At 42.0% G+C, this 16,021-nt stretch carries 16 protein-coding genes; 6 read left to right on the top strand and 10 right to left on the bottom strand.

All coding sequences use genetic code 11. The features are described from left to right. Positions 1 to 31 precede the first annotated feature (31 nt). A complete protein-coding gene (locus NPE20_RS13900) occupies positions 32 to 952 on the top strand; it encodes a hypothetical protein (RefSeq protein WP_256539267.1) in 921 nt (306 codons plus the stop codon). On the opposite strand, the gene NPE20_RS13895 is transcribed toward NPE20_RS13900, so the two are convergent. From NPE20_RS13895 to NPE20_RS13875, 5 genes are read right to left on the bottom strand one after another with little or no spacing between them, the layout of a single operon-like run. Next, positions 953 to 1,774, bottom strand: a complete 822-nt coding sequence (locus NPE20_RS13895) for a class I SAM-dependent methyltransferase (RefSeq protein ID WP_256539266.1) — start codon at positions 1,772 to 1,774, stop codon at positions 953 to 955. It abuts the gene before it with no gap. Next, the gene (locus tag NPE20_RS13890) at positions 1,774 to 3,237 is read right to left on the bottom strand and encodes a B12-binding domain-containing radical SAM protein (protein WP_256539265.1); all 1,464 of its coding nucleotides are present in this window, start codon (positions 3,235 to 3,237) and stop codon (positions 1,774 to 1,776) included. The genes NPE20_RS13895 and NPE20_RS13890 overlap by 1 nt, the downstream gene beginning before the upstream one ends. An 8-nt stretch (positions 3,238 to 3,245) precedes the next feature. After that, entirely contained in the window at positions 3,246 to 4,292 is a 1,047-nt protein-coding gene (locus tag NPE20_RS13885; protein WP_256539264.1) for a radical SAM protein, read from the bottom strand. Between the two features lie 4 nt (positions 4,293 to 4,296). Then, complete coding sequence (locus NPE20_RS13880) at positions 4,297 to 5,043, bottom strand: class I SAM-dependent methyltransferase (protein ID WP_256539263.1); 747 nt, start codon at positions 5,041 to 5,043, stop codon at positions 4,297 to 4,299. Next, complete coding sequence (locus NPE20_RS13875; RefSeq protein ID WP_256539262.1) at positions 5,043 to 6,545, bottom strand: B12-binding domain-containing radical SAM protein; 1,503 nt, start codon at positions 6,543 to 6,545, stop codon at positions 5,043 to 5,045. The genes NPE20_RS13880 and NPE20_RS13875 overlap by 1 nt, the downstream gene beginning before the upstream one ends. 256 nt (positions 6,546 to 6,801) lie before the next feature. Here NPE20_RS13875 and NPE20_RS13870 point away from each other — a divergent pair, with 256 nt between their 5' ends. Genes NPE20_RS13870 through NPE20_RS13860 form a run of 3 tightly spaced genes read left to right on the top strand, consistent with a single transcriptional unit; the run spans position 6,802 to position 9,803 of the window. After that, a complete protein-coding gene (locus tag NPE20_RS13870) occupies positions 6,802 to 7,545 on the top strand; it encodes a class I SAM-dependent methyltransferase (RefSeq protein WP_256539261.1) in 744 nt (247 codons plus the stop codon). Then, positions 7,542 to 8,708 (top strand): amidohydrolase family protein, encoded by a 1,167-nt coding sequence (locus NPE20_RS13865; protein WP_256539260.1) that lies wholly within the window; start codon positions 7,542 to 7,544, stop codon positions 8,706 to 8,708. The genes NPE20_RS13870 and NPE20_RS13865 overlap by 4 nt, the downstream gene beginning before the upstream one ends. A 9-nt stretch (positions 8,709 to 8,717) precedes the next feature. After that, entirely contained in the window at positions 8,718 to 9,803 is a 1,086-nt protein-coding gene (locus NPE20_RS13860; RefSeq protein ID WP_256539259.1) for a glycosyltransferase family 4 protein, read from the top strand. Here NPE20_RS13860 and NPE20_RS13855 read toward each other — a convergent pair. The 5 genes from NPE20_RS13855 to msrA form a co-directional block, all read right to left on the bottom strand. Further along, entirely contained in the window at positions 9,798 to 10,859 is a 1,062-nt protein-coding gene (locus NPE20_RS13855; protein ID WP_256539258.1) for a glycosyltransferase, read from the bottom strand. The genes NPE20_RS13860 and NPE20_RS13855 overlap by 6 nt on opposite strands. Further along, positions 10,849 to 12,510: an ATP-binding cassette domain-containing protein gene (locus NPE20_RS13850; protein ID WP_256539257.1), complete on the bottom strand. Its 1,662-nt coding sequence runs from the start codon at positions 12,508 to 12,510 to the stop codon at positions 10,849 to 10,851. The genes NPE20_RS13855 and NPE20_RS13850 overlap by 11 nt, the downstream gene beginning before the upstream one ends. Positions 12,511 to 12,520: 10 nt before the next feature. Continuing rightward, entirely contained in the window at positions 12,521 to 13,246 is a 726-nt protein-coding gene (locus NPE20_RS13845) for a sugar transferase (RefSeq protein ID WP_256539256.1), read from the bottom strand. A 76-nt stretch (positions 13,247 to 13,322) separates the two neighbouring features. Beyond that, on the bottom strand, positions 13,323 to 13,832 hold the full coding sequence (gene msrB, locus NPE20_RS13840; protein WP_256539255.1) for a peptide-methionine (R)-S-oxide reductase MsrB: 510 nt from the start codon (positions 13,830 to 13,832) through the stop codon (positions 13,323 to 13,325). 2 nt (positions 13,833 to 13,834) lie between these two features. Beyond that, complete coding sequence (gene msrA / locus NPE20_RS13835) at positions 13,835 to 14,467, bottom strand: peptide-methionine (S)-S-oxide reductase MsrA (RefSeq protein WP_256539254.1); 633 nt, start codon at positions 14,465 to 14,467, stop codon at positions 13,835 to 13,837. Between the two features lie 262 nt (positions 14,468 to 14,729). Here msrA and NPE20_RS13830 point away from each other — a divergent pair, with 262 nt between their 5' ends. Together NPE20_RS13830 and NPE20_RS13825 are read left to right on the top strand one after the other, a co-directional pair. Next, the gene (locus tag NPE20_RS13830) at positions 14,730 to 14,921 is read left to right on the top strand and encodes a cold-shock protein (protein ID WP_129875592.1); all 192 of its coding nucleotides are present in this window, start codon (positions 14,730 to 14,732) and stop codon (positions 14,919 to 14,921) included. A gap of 152 nt (positions 14,922 to 15,073) precedes the next feature. Beyond that, positions 15,074 to 15,931 carry a sigma-70 family RNA polymerase sigma factor gene (locus NPE20_RS13825; RefSeq protein WP_256539253.1) on the top strand — a complete coding sequence of 286 codons (858 nt, stop codon included), beginning with the start codon at positions 15,074 to 15,076 and terminating at the stop codon, positions 15,929 to 15,931. The last annotated feature ends 90 nt before the right edge of the window (positions 15,932 to 16,021 follow it).

Here is a 16,021-nt window from a genome sequence, read left to right as displayed (position 1 = left end):
CAATTAAAAAACGTATCAAAATTTTACAGCCTTGTTAGCCATCAAAAGAAACATTTTAGCCGCTCTCGCTTATTTTGATATGTTTGATTATCCTTTAACATACAGCGAGATCTTTCTATTTCTGGAGAATAAATACCGGCAAAGCGAATTTAGCGAAGCGCTGAATTCACTGGTTCTTAATAAAATGATTTTTCAGTTTGATAAATACTATTCGCTTAAAAACGATTACGGATTAATTGCGCGGCGTAACACAGGGAATGAAAAGGCCGCCGAGCTTATAAAGAAAGCGAAAGAGGTTGGCCGTTTGCTTATAAAATTCCCCTATGTGCGCGGCGTGGGGATCTCGGGCTCGCTATCAAAAAATTTCGCGGATAATAAGTCAGACATCGACCTGTTCATCATCACCGAAAAAAAACGTTTATGGATAGCGCGCAGCTTTATGCATTGCTTTAAAAAACTTACCTTTTTGGTAAACAAGCAGCATCACTACTGCATGAACTATTATGTAGATGAAGAGCAATTGCAAATAGTTGAAAAGAACATTTATACGGCCATTGAAGTGGGCACGCTCATCCCCTTAGAGGGCGATACCGTTTTTGAAAGATTTTATGCAGCCAACTCCTGGACACGAGACCTGCTTCCTAACAAAAACCTGCGCCTTGCGAGCGCCAAGCCATTAAGAAAGTATTTTTTAAAATCGCTGGTTGAAACTTTACTCAATAATCGCGCAGGGGAATGGTTAGATAATATGCTGATGAAATTTACCGCCGGCAGATGGAATAAGAAAACCCAAATGAAAAAGCTGAATATGCGAGGCACGGTAATGGGTATGGCTGCCAGTAAACATTGCGCCAAACCAGACCCGGTTAATTTTCAAGCCAAACTGATAACCAGATATCAACATAAATTGGTTTCCCTTTTACAGGAAACCGAAAACAGGGTAGCCCAATAATTAAACCTTCTTTTTTAGGCTGATGATGTAGTAATCGCCTATGCTTCGCCATGGCCAGGTGGTTTTTAACTTATCTTCGGCACAAGTCAAAAATTTGTATGCGGCAGGATACTTTTCAGCGAAACCTTCGATATACGAAGGTGGCACAATTGTACACAACCCCTCTATACTCAAAACATCAAAATCGTTTCTTAAATACTTTTTGATGAAAGATGGATTATAATACCAGCATTTAAAACGTACGCCTTCCACATGCGCTACCCTGCCCTTGCTGCTAAAAAACCTGCGGAACGCTGTTTTAAACTTCCCCTTAAACAACATTATGGTCTCCCAAAGGCAAAACTTGGGCAATATCACTAGTGTAACTACTCCTTCGGAATTTAGTAAGGCCGAAAACGAATTTAGTACTTTATCCAATTCATTGGTACAATTTAACCCCGCGAAATTGGAAAATATGAGGTCGTAATGACCTTGGTTTTTCAGCTGTTGGAGCCGGGTATACGAGCAGATCTCGGCACTAATGAGTTGCTGCATATTATTGCGCGCGGCTTTATCTGTCAACTCTGCCTGCATGCCTACAGCAATATCGGTAGCATGTACTCTAAAACCTTGCTGCGCGAAAAACAGAGCATCTTCGCCCGTGCCGCTGTTTAATTCTAAGATACTGCTGTCGGGTTTAAGGTATTGCAGCACATGCCTGCGCACGCGCTCGCGTTTGTAATTGATTATAGTATTGCCCGAATACAAGGCATCAAATACACCCGATTGGTTGCTGAAAGCCGCGCCCGCCAATTGCTCGTTGATGTTTACTGTTGTTTCCATTACACCGTTTTTTTTAAACTGTTCAGCTTTAATTTTTCGATATAAGTAAGCGGGGTATAGTAAAACACTGATAGCGCTTTTTTAAGTCCACGGCCTGTAATAGCCAATGGGTTTTTCACCAGCTTTAGCAAACTATTTTTGGCCAGGTGCTTATGATAATTCTGATGTACGTAGCTATGCAACTGTTTATAATATGGTGCCGGGAAAGTGTTGGTAAACATCAGGGCCATCTCGTCGGAGTCTGTCCAGTTGGTTTTCTTTTTTAGCTCGGCTTTTACCTTTTCATAAAACCTGGTGCCGGGTAATGGGTACGAAACCGAGATGCCAATTTCAAAGGGCAGCAAGGCGTTTATCATATCAATGGTGAGCCCTATATCTTCCCGTGTTTCGCCGGGGTAACCAAACTGGATAAAAAACGATGGTTTGATGCCGTGTTTCTTCATCAACCCGGTAGCGGTATGGATCTGCGCGATGGTGGTGCCCTTATCCATTGCATCCAGTATTTTCTGCGAGCCGCTTTCGGCGCCTATCCATACATTCTCACAGCCCGATTGTGCCAGGGCAATAACCAATTCTTCCTCGGCCAGCAGATCGGCCCGAGATTGTATTTTGAAACGAATCTTAATCCCTTCCTGCTGTAAAAACTTTGCAAATTCCAGCACCCAGCCAGGTTTCAAACCAAATATATCATCGCAAAACCATATATGGTCTATGTTGTAATTTTGTTTGAGCAGCTTTATTTCGCTCACCACATTTTGCGGACTGCGCGAGTTATACCGGTTACCATAAATAGGCTTGGCGCACCAGTTGCATTTATAAGGACAACCACGGGTAGTCCCCATGTTGATAGAAAAATACCCGGCATGCTTTAACCAGGTTTGGCGGTATGCATCCAGATCTACCAGATCCCAGGCGGGCAAGGGTAAGCTATCCAGATCTTTCATTACCGGGCGTGCGGGTGTTTTTGTGATCTGTGCATTATCAACATAGGCTAAACCCATAATGCCCATATAATCAGTGTTACCGCCTTTAATATGATCAGTTAACTCCAGCAGGGTTTGTTCGGCTTCGCCGAGGATAACAAAATCAGCGCCCTCGGCAAGGTATTCGGCGTAACGATCTGTTGAATCTGAACTGGAAACAATTACTGTGCAGCCTCGCGCTTTGGCCAGTTTGCACATTTTAAAAGCAGCCTCGCGCATGTTGGTGAGGCACATTTTTGTAAGGTAGTTAAAGCCATCGTCATATATCACAAAAAAATCGGGCCGATGGTTTTCAATAGCGGGGATCACCTCAGCCGGGTTACTCACGAACATAGTATCAAACAAAGCCACGTTGTACCCTTGTTGCCGCATCAGCGCCGCTGCATACATGGTTCCCAATGGCGCATAAGGTTGCCCCTGCGACCATTGCTTGGGGTCGAATCGTAAAAAGTATGAATGGGTAAACAGGATATTGTTCATACGTTTTATCAATTAAGCCTCGTCAATGGCGATAAATTAAGCGAGCACACACATTTAACACAGGTAGCATTAGTGCCCATGTTTAACGATCTGCGGAAATCAATGGCTTCCTTGCTGTTCAAAATATCGGCAAACGCATTATCCCTTATATTACCTATAGCCTCGTGGAAAAAGCATGGCCGCACACTGCCATCCGCCTCAATAACTGCCGATACCCATGGGGCATTACACTTTTTAAACGGAAACTCATTCAATCCATAAAAGGCTGCATAATAGCGGTATATATCCTGAATTTTCGATTTAGATTCTGCTATAAAATGGCTCGTAAAATCACTTTCATTCGCAGTTACCTGGTCTATTACCTGCTGCAGTTCGCCCAACTCATTTTCTGATGGCAGGATCTCGTGCTGTTTAGGTTCGGCCCAGGCGGTTTGGCGGTTAAAGGCGTGGCTGCTTACATCGGCAGGTAAAAAGCTCACCTGGTTAATACCCATTGCCTTTGCAGCCGCAATAATAGCCTGCCAGTTCCTGAAATTTAAGCGATGGATAACGGTGCGTGCCGTTATCCGATAATTTGGGTTAATGGAGCGGATATGCTCTACCCCTTCTTTCAGCTTATTAAACGCGCCGGGAATATCACGGATAGCATCATGCAAGGGTTGGTCGCCGTCTAAGGATACGATGAGATCATCTATATATTCCAGGATCTGGTTTGCATTCCTCTTTATAGATAAGCCGGTAGAAAGGAGGGTGATCTTTATATTATGTTTCTTAAGGATACTGCACAGGCCAAAAAAATTGATATTCAGCAGCGCCTCTCCTCCCGACATGAGCACCTGCCTGGTGCCAAACTTTTTCAGGGCGGTTAACAGGCCGTTGATATCATGCTCGGTAAGCTGTTTCAGGTTTTTGTTATCCTTCCATATATCGCACATTACGCAGCGGCAATTACAGGCGCTGTGGGGCATTAAAATAACAATAGGCAGCGCCGATATTTTATGCGTTTGCAGGGTGCGATACCGCTGATAAGTATGATATAATGATTGCCCGGCCATGATGTTATTGTTTATTAATGCAGATCCAATAAAACGGACTATCCTTTCGCAACCGGTTTATAATGCTGTTTGGATTGGATAATACTTTGTACTTATACCCCTGCAGATCATCCAACCTATGATGAAAATAATATTTGGCCAGTTCCGGGCAGCCCATTTTAGTGTAATGTTCCAGCGTGCTTTGCGCAGCGCCTTTTATACTTTGCGGTGTATAAAAGTTAGTGTCGATTATATGCACCTCACCCTGTGGGCTAAGGTGGGAATAAACCCTATCCAGTATATCCTTCACCGGGCTAAAATATTGCAGTGATGCCGCGAATACAACAACATCAAAACTTAACGCTTTAAACTTTTCGGCATCAAACTCATCACAAAAAAACTGCAGGTTAATTTTGTTGAACACTCTTTTAGCCTGATTTATTTCCAACTCATTAACATCAAACCCTGTCACAATAGCACCCTTTATCCCAGCTAATTTTGACGAAAGCCAGCCGTTTCCACAGCCAATTTCCAGTATATTTAAAGGCGTTTGCTTTTTTCTTAGGTAATTCACCAATCGCCCTGCAGATCGCGTCCTTATCTTCCACTCTTTATAATGAATGTGCGACGGATCAATATCCGGCAGTTGCCTTAACTCGTCATCGGTATAAAGCCTTTGCTCCTTCTCCCTTACCTTAATGTACAAATGCCCAAACTCTTTTTCAGTAGTTTGGGCCGGTATTATTGCGGTATCATCTGCGTGTGTATTCATTAAAAGCCTTGTATTTCGGGTTGCCTATAACGCCAAACCCTTTGCAGTAACTTAATTTCATACGGATATTTGTACAGATCAATTTTGTAGCGGAAGCTTGATATCAACTTAATAGCCCTGCGTTTTAAAGTATTCAGCCTTATATCGGTAACCGTTGGATAAACGCCGTTCAGCACTATTTCAAAATTCCTTATCTTATCTATCATCTCGGGCGTAAGCCATGGGGTAAGCGGGTTTTTCCGCATATCAAAGCTTTCCCATGCGGGGCTTATCCAGTCTTCCAGTACCTGCGGGTATTTAAAGCCAAGCGATTGCACCTGCTTATATAAAGTTGACCCCTCGGTTGGTACGGGGCTGTAGGTGTACAGCACAATTTCGGTACGTGGGTTAACGTGTTTTATTTTTTTGATGAAATCTATCTCAAAATCTATCTGCGCCTGTACCTGTTCGGCGGTTGGCGCCGGTGTGCCCAGTACAAACGAATATTCGGGGATGATGTCAAATTTCTTTAACCGTTCGGCAAACCTGATGATCTGCTCACCAGTTTGGGTACCGCCTTTGTCTAATTGTTCGAGAATAAGGTTGTTGCCGCTTTCCGCGCCAAAAAATATGATCTTGCAACCAGCCTCGCGTATAATGGCCAACGATGCATCGCTGAATTTATCCATGGTATCGATACGGGCCATGCCCCACCACGACATATTTTCGGGCTTTATCAATTTGGCAAATTCCACCGTACGTTTTTCGGATACAAAGAAGTTGTTATCATGAAATTCTATCGCGTCGGCGCCCCATTTATCTTTAATGTACTTGATATCATTATAAACCGTTTGGGCCGATTTGGCCTTCCACCGTGCTTCATAAATTGGCACTACCGCGCAAAAAGAGCAGGTGAACGGACAGCCAATGCTGGAATGATAGGCCACTGTTTTATTGCCCAAATAGGTTTTGCCCAGGTATCTATTTACTATGGAGTAGAAAGTATCCAGCTTGTTATAAGGCAAGGTCGGCAACGAATCCTGATCCATCAGGTCTTCCTTGGCGGTTTTAACCACCTCATTACCGGCCAGGTATATCAGGTTTTTGATAAACTCGTAGGGTGTACCATACTCCAGTGCATCTATTAACTGCGGAAATGCGTGGTCGCCAGGCCCGTTAATAATAAAATCTATATAGCCCGATTCCAGTATCACCTTTGGGTGGCTCGATGGAAAATATCCGCCCCAGATCATTTTAGTATGCGGGAACTTTTCTTTTATAGCCTTAGAAAACGGGATGGATTGCCTTAGCTGCGGGCCGGGCATAACTGTAAAGCCCAGGTATTTATATTCGCCTGTGTTGAGGTATTCTTCAATCTTACTTAAGGGGTCTTCCTCACAGTTGCCATCAACAATTACCCATTCGTATCTACCCTCTACCGAGGCAGCTATATTTAAAATAGAATTGGGGATACGGTGTTTAGCTACGGCGCTTTTAGGGTTAAATAACAGTATTTTATTCATGCACTTAAGTGTTCGTTTTATTCAAAAATATCCCCCTGGTGATGGAAATGAATCCATCACCATTTGAACCTGCATAGGGGGATAACCCATATTACTAAAATGTATTCTACCCTTTCAATTATCATCGTCACACTATAAATACGCCGTCAAATGTGCATCAGTTGCCTGCCGGTATAAATAAAAACCGCATTGGCAACCTTTGCACTTAGCCCGCCGTAATCTTTTATAAACAAGCATATTTAAACCCCGGCACATTGTGATACATACGCTTAAAAATTATGTTAAACGGCATTTTTTTTCGTCGCCGGTAAAAGAAAAGGGCTCAGTAGAAGCCTATGATATCTGGTCGGTGAATTATGATGAACAGCCGGGTAATTTAATGCTCGACCTGGATGAAACCCTGTTCACTAAATTATTGCAGGGTATTGATCTATCCAGTAAAGATGTAGCTGATATTGGCTGTGGTACCGGCCGGCATTGGGCTAAACTTTTTAAACAGCAGCCCAAATCCCTAACCGGTTTTGATGTATCTGCCGGGATGCTTAAACGTTTAGAGCAGAAATTCCCGGAGGCTAAAACTTACCAGATAACAGATAACCTTTTTACCGATGTGCCATCGCAAAGCTACGATGCCATAGTATCAACCCTTACCGTTGCTCATATCAAATATATTGAAGAGGCTTTGGAAGCCTGGTGCCGGATACTAAAAGCCGATAGTGATATTATCATCACCGACTTTCACCCTAATACACTGGCTTTTGGCGGCAAACGGACCTTTAAGCATCACAACACACACATTGCGGTACAAAATTACGTTCATTTAATAGATACCATTAAAGAGATATTGCTAAAAAACAATTTCACTATTGTTGCTAAGGAAGAGATAAAGATAGACGAAACGGTAAAGCATTATTATGCCCGCCAAAACGCCCTGCATGTATACGAAAGCTACCAGGGCTTCCCCATTATATATGGGATGCATTTAAGAAGAGGGAGATGATACTGAATAACGTACGCATAGCAGATAGTGATAAGCCGATGAGCATCAAAGTTAGCGACGGAAAGATAGTGCAGATCCTGAATGCTCCCTTTGCGGGCAATAATGTCCAGCAGCTTATATTCACAAATGCCATTGTGTTCCCGGGCCTTATTAATTCACATGATCATCTTGATTTTAACCTTTTTCCGCGTTTAGGCACCAAAACGTATAACAGCTATACTGAATGGGGCAAATACATCCATGAAACTTATCCTACCGAAATTGCATCTGTTTTAAGCATCCCCATTGCATTGCGCGAGCGCTGGGGCATGTATAAAAACCTGCTGTGTGGCGTTACCACGGTTGTTAATCATGGTAAAAGGTCTGGCGTTACCGATTCACTCATCAACATTTACGAAAAAGTCCAAAGCATCCACTCCGTTCGGTTTGAAAAAAAGTGGAAGAAGAAACTGAACAACCCGCTTAAAATTAACAAACCCGTAGTAATACATATTGGCGAGGGCACAAACGAAGCCACCCGACACGAGATCACCGAACTGATTCATTGGAACTTGCTTGCCCGCAAACTGATAGGCATACATGGTGTAGCGCTTACCCCAACACAGGCAAAATCATTTAAAGCGATAGTATGGTGCCCGGCATCAAACTACTTTTTGCTGGGTGCAACCGCCCCGGTTAATCACTTGAAAAAATATACGGAAATTTTATTCGGTACCGATTCTACCCTTACCGGCAGCTGGGATATTTGGGAGCATATCCGCACAGCTCATAAAGCCAAACTACTTAGCGATAATGAGCTATACCAGTCGCTCACTGCAAAAGCTGCTGCAACCTGGCAATTAAATAGCGGCAGCATACAGGAAGGCTTAGATGCCGACCTGGTTATTGCTAAAGCCGGACCTGCACAGGGCGGCTTAACCTCGTTTTTTGAGCTGCAACCCGATGATATATTGCTGGTTATGCATAAAGGCAATATCCGTTTGTTTGATGAATCGCTTTATCACCAGTTAAATGGTATAGCCACAAGCAATTTCACTAAGGTATATATAGGTAACGGTATTAAATACGTGCAGGGAGATATTACCGGTTTAATAGACCAGATAAAGCAATACAAACCCGATGTTGAATTACCCGTGTACTTATCATCAGAACCCGCAGCATAATATTAAATCATGAGGTTTGTTTTTGCCAGTTATGTGTATACCAAAGAGTTTAACCAACCACAGGCGTGGCTTAAACGCATTAATATGTACAGTGGCATTTTAGAGGCACTGAGCAAAACCGATGAGGTAATAAGTATTGAGCAGGTAAACTACGAAGGGCAATTTTATAACAATGGCGCTGATTACCGCTTTTTACGCTTCGGTCGTAACTCGTTGCGCTTTTTCCCTTTAAAACTGCACCGGTACATCAAACGGTTAAAACCTGATGTGGTGTTTATTCAAGGGTTGCACTTCCCTTTACAGGTTATTCAATTGCGTTTGTTGTTGGGGCCGCGTGTAAAAATAATTGTTCAGAATCATGCGGAAAAACCTTTCTCCGGCTTAAAAAAGATCCTGCAAAAATTGGCCGATCGCTGTATTGATGCCTACTTGTTTGCATCATACGATATGGGCGTAGAATGGGTTGCTAACGGCAACCTGGCTAATGCATCAAAAATACACGAGGTGATGGAGGTATCGTCTGTTTTTTACCCGATAGATCAAAAACTTGCACGCGAAAAGACAGGCATTAGCGGCAACAAGGCATTTTTGTGGGTGAGCCGCCTTAATGATAATAAAGACCCGTTAACCGTGGTAAAAGCTTTTTTAGCATTCGCAGAGAGCAATCCTGAAGCCCGGCTGTATATGATATACCATACTGATGAGCTTTTAAACGATATCACAGCCTTACAGACTGATGCAATTACGCTGGTTGGCAGGGTACCGCACAACGATCTCCTGTATTGGTTCAATAGTGTCGATTTTATTGTTTCGGGGTCGCATTATGAGGGTAGTGGCGCGGCTGTTTGCGAAGCAATGTCATGCGGCTGCATCCCTGTAGTTACCGATATCCTTTCTTTCAGGATGATAACAGATAATGGCAGCTGTGGCATTTTATATCCACCAGGTAATGAACAAGCCCTGCTATCTGCCTTAAACCAAACCTTGTATATCGATATAGAAGAAAAGCGAAAATTAACACTGACTCATTTCAAAAGCACGCTTTCTTTTGAAGCTATAGCCGGCAAGATCAGTAAAATAGCAGCATCGCTATAAACCGAAAAGTTTCATCATAGCCTTGGCAGTATCAGTTACATTATATGGTAATATTGCCCGGGGACTGTGTTTAGTATCAGATAAAATGGCCTTTACTTTTCGTAGCATATGCTGTTCATTATCCACAATATGCCAGTTGAGTATGGGTTTATCCATGGGCTTTACAAAACTTACCACACTGGCCCCGGCATACAGCGCTTCAAGGTTTACATAACCAAAGCCCTCATAGGCAGAAGTATGGAGCAATATTTTTGAACGCTGCATTAATTTTAATATTTCCGGATAGGGCAATTCGCCCTTTAATATTAAATTTTTCTCCAGTCCGAAAGATTTTATCATTGCCGTTAAGCGCGCCATTTTTGGCCCATCGCCACATATAATGGCTTTTATATCAGGATAATACATTTTCAACAAGCTAACCATTTCTACAAAAATCTGGTACTGTTTAAGGGGTATCAGCGAGCCAACGCCTATAATGTCGATATCCTTTTTAATTTCAGACTTGCTAAATAAGGAAGTATCCAAGCCTATTGGAATAACATGCTGTGACTTTACATTGTAGTTTCTGTGGTATTCCTTTACAATAAAATCTGATATGGCAATCAACTTATCACCTTTCATGTTTAACCGGGGCACGTAACCATTGCCCGCTTTTGCATCCTGCCCAAGCAGCCAGCAATAATGTTTTAAGCCTTTAAACCGGGCAAACTTGTTGCCTATAAAAGCGCATTCGTTTAGCCAAAGACTTAACAATCCCATTACCTTGTATTGCGTGTTTAACTTTTTTAAACGTTGCCAAACCCTAAACCATACCATCAGCCGGAACAGCTTACCCCTCCCTTTGCCACCAAAGGCAATCACATTTACATTATTCCACACATATTTTTTTGCAACAAATGGATATTGAAAAGCAAGTACAATAATTTTAACGCCCGGATAATTTTGCTGAAGGGCTTTTACAAATATTTGCAGCGGCGTAATACAGGTGCTATCAGCTTCATTGGCGGGGAAACCGGGTGTGAGTATGATGAGAGCCTGGGGGGTATTAGTTGCCATTGGGTAGAATAATTTTGTTGCAGAAAGTCAGGCTTTCCTGATTATGGGTAATAAAGAGTATTATCTTACCCTGTTGTGTAAATTGCTTTAACCTGTTTAGGATAATATTTTCCGCAGCGGCATCCATCTCATTAAAAGGCTCATCCAATATCAGCATATCAAAATTGTGATATAAGGCACGGGCAAGCACAATCCTTTGCCGTTGACCGCCACTTATGTTTTTTCCGTTCTCGGTAATTACTTTGTTTATGCCTTCAGGATGTTCCATCAGCATATTATCAATACCGCAAATACTCATTGTTTCGGCCAGTTTACCGGCATTATATGCACCATCCGTTAAAACTATATTTTTGAGAATGGTATCATTTATAAAAAAGCCCTGCTGTTTAACGTAGGATATGCGCGGCCAGTAATTTTGCCTGTCAGCCCTATCGGTTATAGTATTATTGATGAGGATATCGCCCGCATCCTGCGTTAAAAAGCCAAGCAACAGGTTAACAATAGTAGTTTTGCCCAAACCAGAATGGCCTGAGATACCCGCCATATCACCCGCGCTTATTTCAAAACTGCAATTGTCCAAAATCTGCCTGTTTTTAAATTGAAACGCTACTTTATCAAACTTTATTGAGGTGATAGGCACCGGGACTTTTATGGCTCTGCCGGATGAAATTTCTGCTAATGGCTGCAGATCCTTCAGGGTAAACTCATAGGCTTTTATCTGTCCCGTGCTGTTCAGTATTTTAACTATTCCGGGAATGATCTTGTACGACGCGGCCATAAAAACTCCAATGTTCAGCAGATCGATACCGGGGGCGTTGGCGCTCCACTTGTTAATAGCAACCAGTATAAAAAAACCGAGGATGGCGAATACTTCTATCAATCGTGATGGAAGCCCCTGTAAAGTTTGCTGGGTGGCAATGTTTTCGTTTAGTCTGTTTTGATAGCTGTAGTATCGGTTTACAAAGAAATCATCTTTTCCAAAAACGTTGCTTTCTACATATCCGGCTAACGATTCCTGCAGATGCTGGATCGTTTTTTCGCCGGTAATTTTATTATCGGCACGTATGTTTTTCAACCGTTTCCTGATAAACCAGGCCAGTGAAACTACAGGTGGCAACAGCAACACAAAAAGTAGCAAAAACAACGATGGATGATAAAACAGGATGGCAACAATAGTAAAAAATATCAGGATGCTTTGCGATACTACCTGCTGCACATTGGTGAGGATATAATTACTGAATTCGATAGGCTGCTGGCTTATTTTACGGATCAGCACCGATGAATCTACATTGATGAACCGGATGTAACTATCCTTTAAATACTGCCTGATATTCCTGTCGGATAAGCGCGAGGCCACCCTGTAAAAGAAAAAGTTTTGCGACCTGGTTATGCGGTAACCCAACCAGTTCTTCAACCCAAACAGCAGAAAAAATCCGCTGATAAGCAGTAAAGAATCCTTATCAAAATAATGTGTGATAACCTGTGGAGTAGAAGCGCCGCCGTTGGTGTAAAAGTTTATAACCAATAACATTCCCCCTAAAAAAGTAATATCAAGTATGCCTATAACCAGATCAAGTATGATCAGGCTGACTATCTTTTGCTTTTCCTGTTTATTAAGTATGCCTAAAATGGCTGTGGCAAGATATTTCAAAGCTTTTGGATCAGGATTGTAGTTTTTTCAAAGTATGGCCAATAGTCCGGAACACTATTTTCGCATCCATCAGGGCCGACCAGTTTTTGATGTAAAAAATATCATATTCAGTCTTCCCGTTCAGGTGTTCTATATCTATAATAGGGCCGTAAAAGCCATAAGATTGTGCCAGTCCGGTTATGCCCGGTTTTACATGATGGCGGTTATTATAGGTTTCTAACAACTCGCTAAACTTTACATTTTCGGACAGCATATGTGGCCTTGGCCCTACAACAGACATATCGCCGATGAGCACATTAATAAATTGCGGCAATTCGTCTAAATGGCTTTTGCGTAAAAACCTGCCTAATGTGGTAATGCGCCCGGCATCTGTTAAAGGCGATAAACTATCAGCATTGGCTGTAATAAGCATGGTACGCAGCTTAATGCAGTTAAAAATGCCACCATTTTTTTTGTTCCGTTTTTGTATAAAAAACACCGGGCCGGGCGAGTCCAGCTTTATCAATAGGGCTAATATGGGTAATAGCCAGGAAAGCAGAAATACAATTACCGTGGCAGACATAGTAATATCTATCGCCCGTTTAAGTATAATATTGTGCTTTTTTACAAGCGGAGAATCGGAGAAATGATGAAGGTTTTTTGTATGATTTATAGGTATCCCCTGACAGGAATTGTCAATATATGGCTGGCCGTAACCCTTTTTAAATTCTAATAGATTATCGTTAGTAAATATCATCAACCGGTAGTTTGCTATAAGCATTACGGTACCGGTTGATGTATAGTTGCCTGCCTTAAAAGCTAAAATATACTCGTTATAAGTCGGGCTGAAAATCTAAAGAAACGGAGTTCATGCAAAACCTTTTATAGGTGGGTGCCGGGCCATCATCAAATATATGCCCCAGGTGCGAATCACATCGCGCGCAGATCACCTCGGTACGTTCCATCCCAACCGAATTATCTTCCTTATAAATTACGCTGTTCTTCCTTACTGGTTCGTAAAAACTTGGCCAGCCGCAATTGCTTGCAAACTTAGCATCAGACCTAAACAGTTTATTGCCGCAAACAGCACAATAGTAAGTTCCCTTAGCGCTTTTGTTCCAAAATTGGCCCGTAAAAGGGCGTTCTGTGGCCTGTTCACGGGCGGTTGCGTACAATGCAGGCGGTAAAATCTTCTTCCACTCCGCATCTGATACTTTTATGGGGCGGGTATTCGTATTGGAATAGTATGGATTATTCTCATGGCCTTTCGCGCTTTTTAAATGCTGGGCAAAAGTGCAGGTAAAGCACAGTAATAGTATGGCTGTGATATATATCGGTTTCATTTTTAGTTCTTCAGTTTGTTTTTGAATACCTTTTTAAACTTATCAAGTTCGGGCTGTATCACATATTTGCAGTATGGGTTGCTTCCTTTATTTTGGTTAAAATAATTCTGGTGATAATCTTCGGCTTTGTAAAAAGCAGTATATGGACTTACCTGGGTAACTATTTTACTTTTATAAGCCTTTTCTGTATTTAGTTTACCAATGTAGTATTCGGCTTTTTGCTTTTGGGCCGCATTATGGTAGAATATAGCCGACCGATATTGTGTGCCCACATCATTACCCTGGCGGTTAAGCTGTGTAGGGTCATGCGCTACAAAAAATGCGGCCAGCAGTTCGTCGTATGTTATTTGCAAAGGATCATAAATGATATTACAAGCTTCGGCATGGCCGGTAGTACCGGTGCAAACCTGCTCGTAAGTAGGGTTGGCAACTTTGCCGCCGCTAAAACCCGAAACTACTTTTTTAACGCCTTTTAATTGCTGAAACTTTGCTTCGGTACACCAAAAGCAGCCCGTGGCAAATGTGGCGGTGTCAACTTTAGCTTTAGCATTGGTTAAGTGATCTGGAGTTGTACCTCCAAAAGCAGCAAAACACGTAGTTAGTAATAAGAGTATTTGAAAGGTTATTTTCTTCATATAATTTTTTGAAAATGATGCCTGTTTAGCATCGTTGCACTATAAACGTAAAAAAGCGCCGCTGGTATTTGCAGATTAATGCAAACATAATATTGTGATGATTGGTTGACAAATACAATATGTTTTGGTCGGCCCAAAAAACAATTCATTGTCATTTTACCTATAAACGTAAGCTTAACTATAACTAAAAGTGTATCAATTACATATTTATACTAATTAATGAATAATTTAAGGTATATTTGTCACTATTTAAATCAATATAATGCAACAAGGAACAGTAAAATTTTTTAACGAAGAAAAGGGTTTTGGATTCATCACCCCAAGTAACGGTGGCAAAGAAGTGTTTGTTCACTCATCAGGTTTAGTTGATCGCATACGCGAGAATGATACTGTACAGTATGAAGTAGAAGAAGGCAAAAAAGGCCCTAACGCGGTAAAAGTTAAAGTAGCTTAATACACTATAATTAATGATCGTGAAGCATTCTCTTTAATCGGAGAATGCTTTTATTTTTCTTTCAGGGCTATTAAAAACGCCCGTTCCCCGCTCTTTTAAAGTTTAGTAAATTGTTTAATTGACGGCATTATAGCCGCATTATTCCCCATTAAATGAGACAACTTAAGATAAGTCAATCCATTACCAACCGCGAGACCCAATCGCTTGATAAATACTTAACAGAGATCGGTAAAGTAGACCTCATCACTGCTCAGGAAGAAGTTATCCTGGCACAAAAAATACGCGAAGGCGACCAGGCAGCATTAGAGCGCCTTACAAAAGCTAACCTTCGTTTTGTGGTATCGGTAGCAAAACAATATCAAAACCAGGGCATTACCCTTGGCGATCTAATAAACGAAGGAAACCTTGGCCTGATAAAAGCCGCCCGACGTTTTGATGAAACTAAAGGTTTTAAATTTATATCGTACGCGGTATGGTGGATCCGTCAATCTATCATTTCGGCCATTTCAGATCAATCACGCTCGGTTAGGTTGCCATTGAACCAGATAGGTACACTGAGCAAGATCCGCAAAACACAATCATCGCTTGAGCAGGAACTTGAACGCGAAGCTACACCCGAAGAACTGGCAGAATGCCTGGAAACTACTGTTGAAAAAATCGCCGACTCGTTACGTAACTCTGGCCGCCAGGTATCTATCGATGCGCCTTTTCAACAAGGTGAAGAAGGCACTTTGCTGGATGTAATGCATAACGATGACCCTACTACCGATAGCATGCTGATACATGATTCGCTTGCTACCGAGCTGGCACGTTCCCTATCTAAATTAGGCGAACGCGACCGCGAAGTGCTTGTATTATTCTACGGTTTAGGTAATAACAATACCCATACATTAGAAGAGATAGGCGAGAAATTTGTGCTAACCCGTGAAAGGGTTCGTCAGATAAAAGACAAAGCGCTGCAACGTATAAAACAATCATCGCGCAGTGGTGCGCTGCAATCTTATTTGTAGCCGATACCGCTCCGAAAATAAAAAAACCGCTTTTAACTTGTTTAAAAGCGGTTTTTTTGTGGCCGGTATTTTGCTTGTTTTCACACCATC

Source organism: Mucilaginibacter aquariorum (genome assembly GCF_024498135.1).
Lineage (GTDB): Bacteria > Bacteroidota > Bacteroidia > Sphingobacteriales > Sphingobacteriaceae > Mucilaginibacter > Mucilaginibacter aquariorum.
This window is presented reverse-complemented; position numbering and strand designations above follow the sequence as displayed.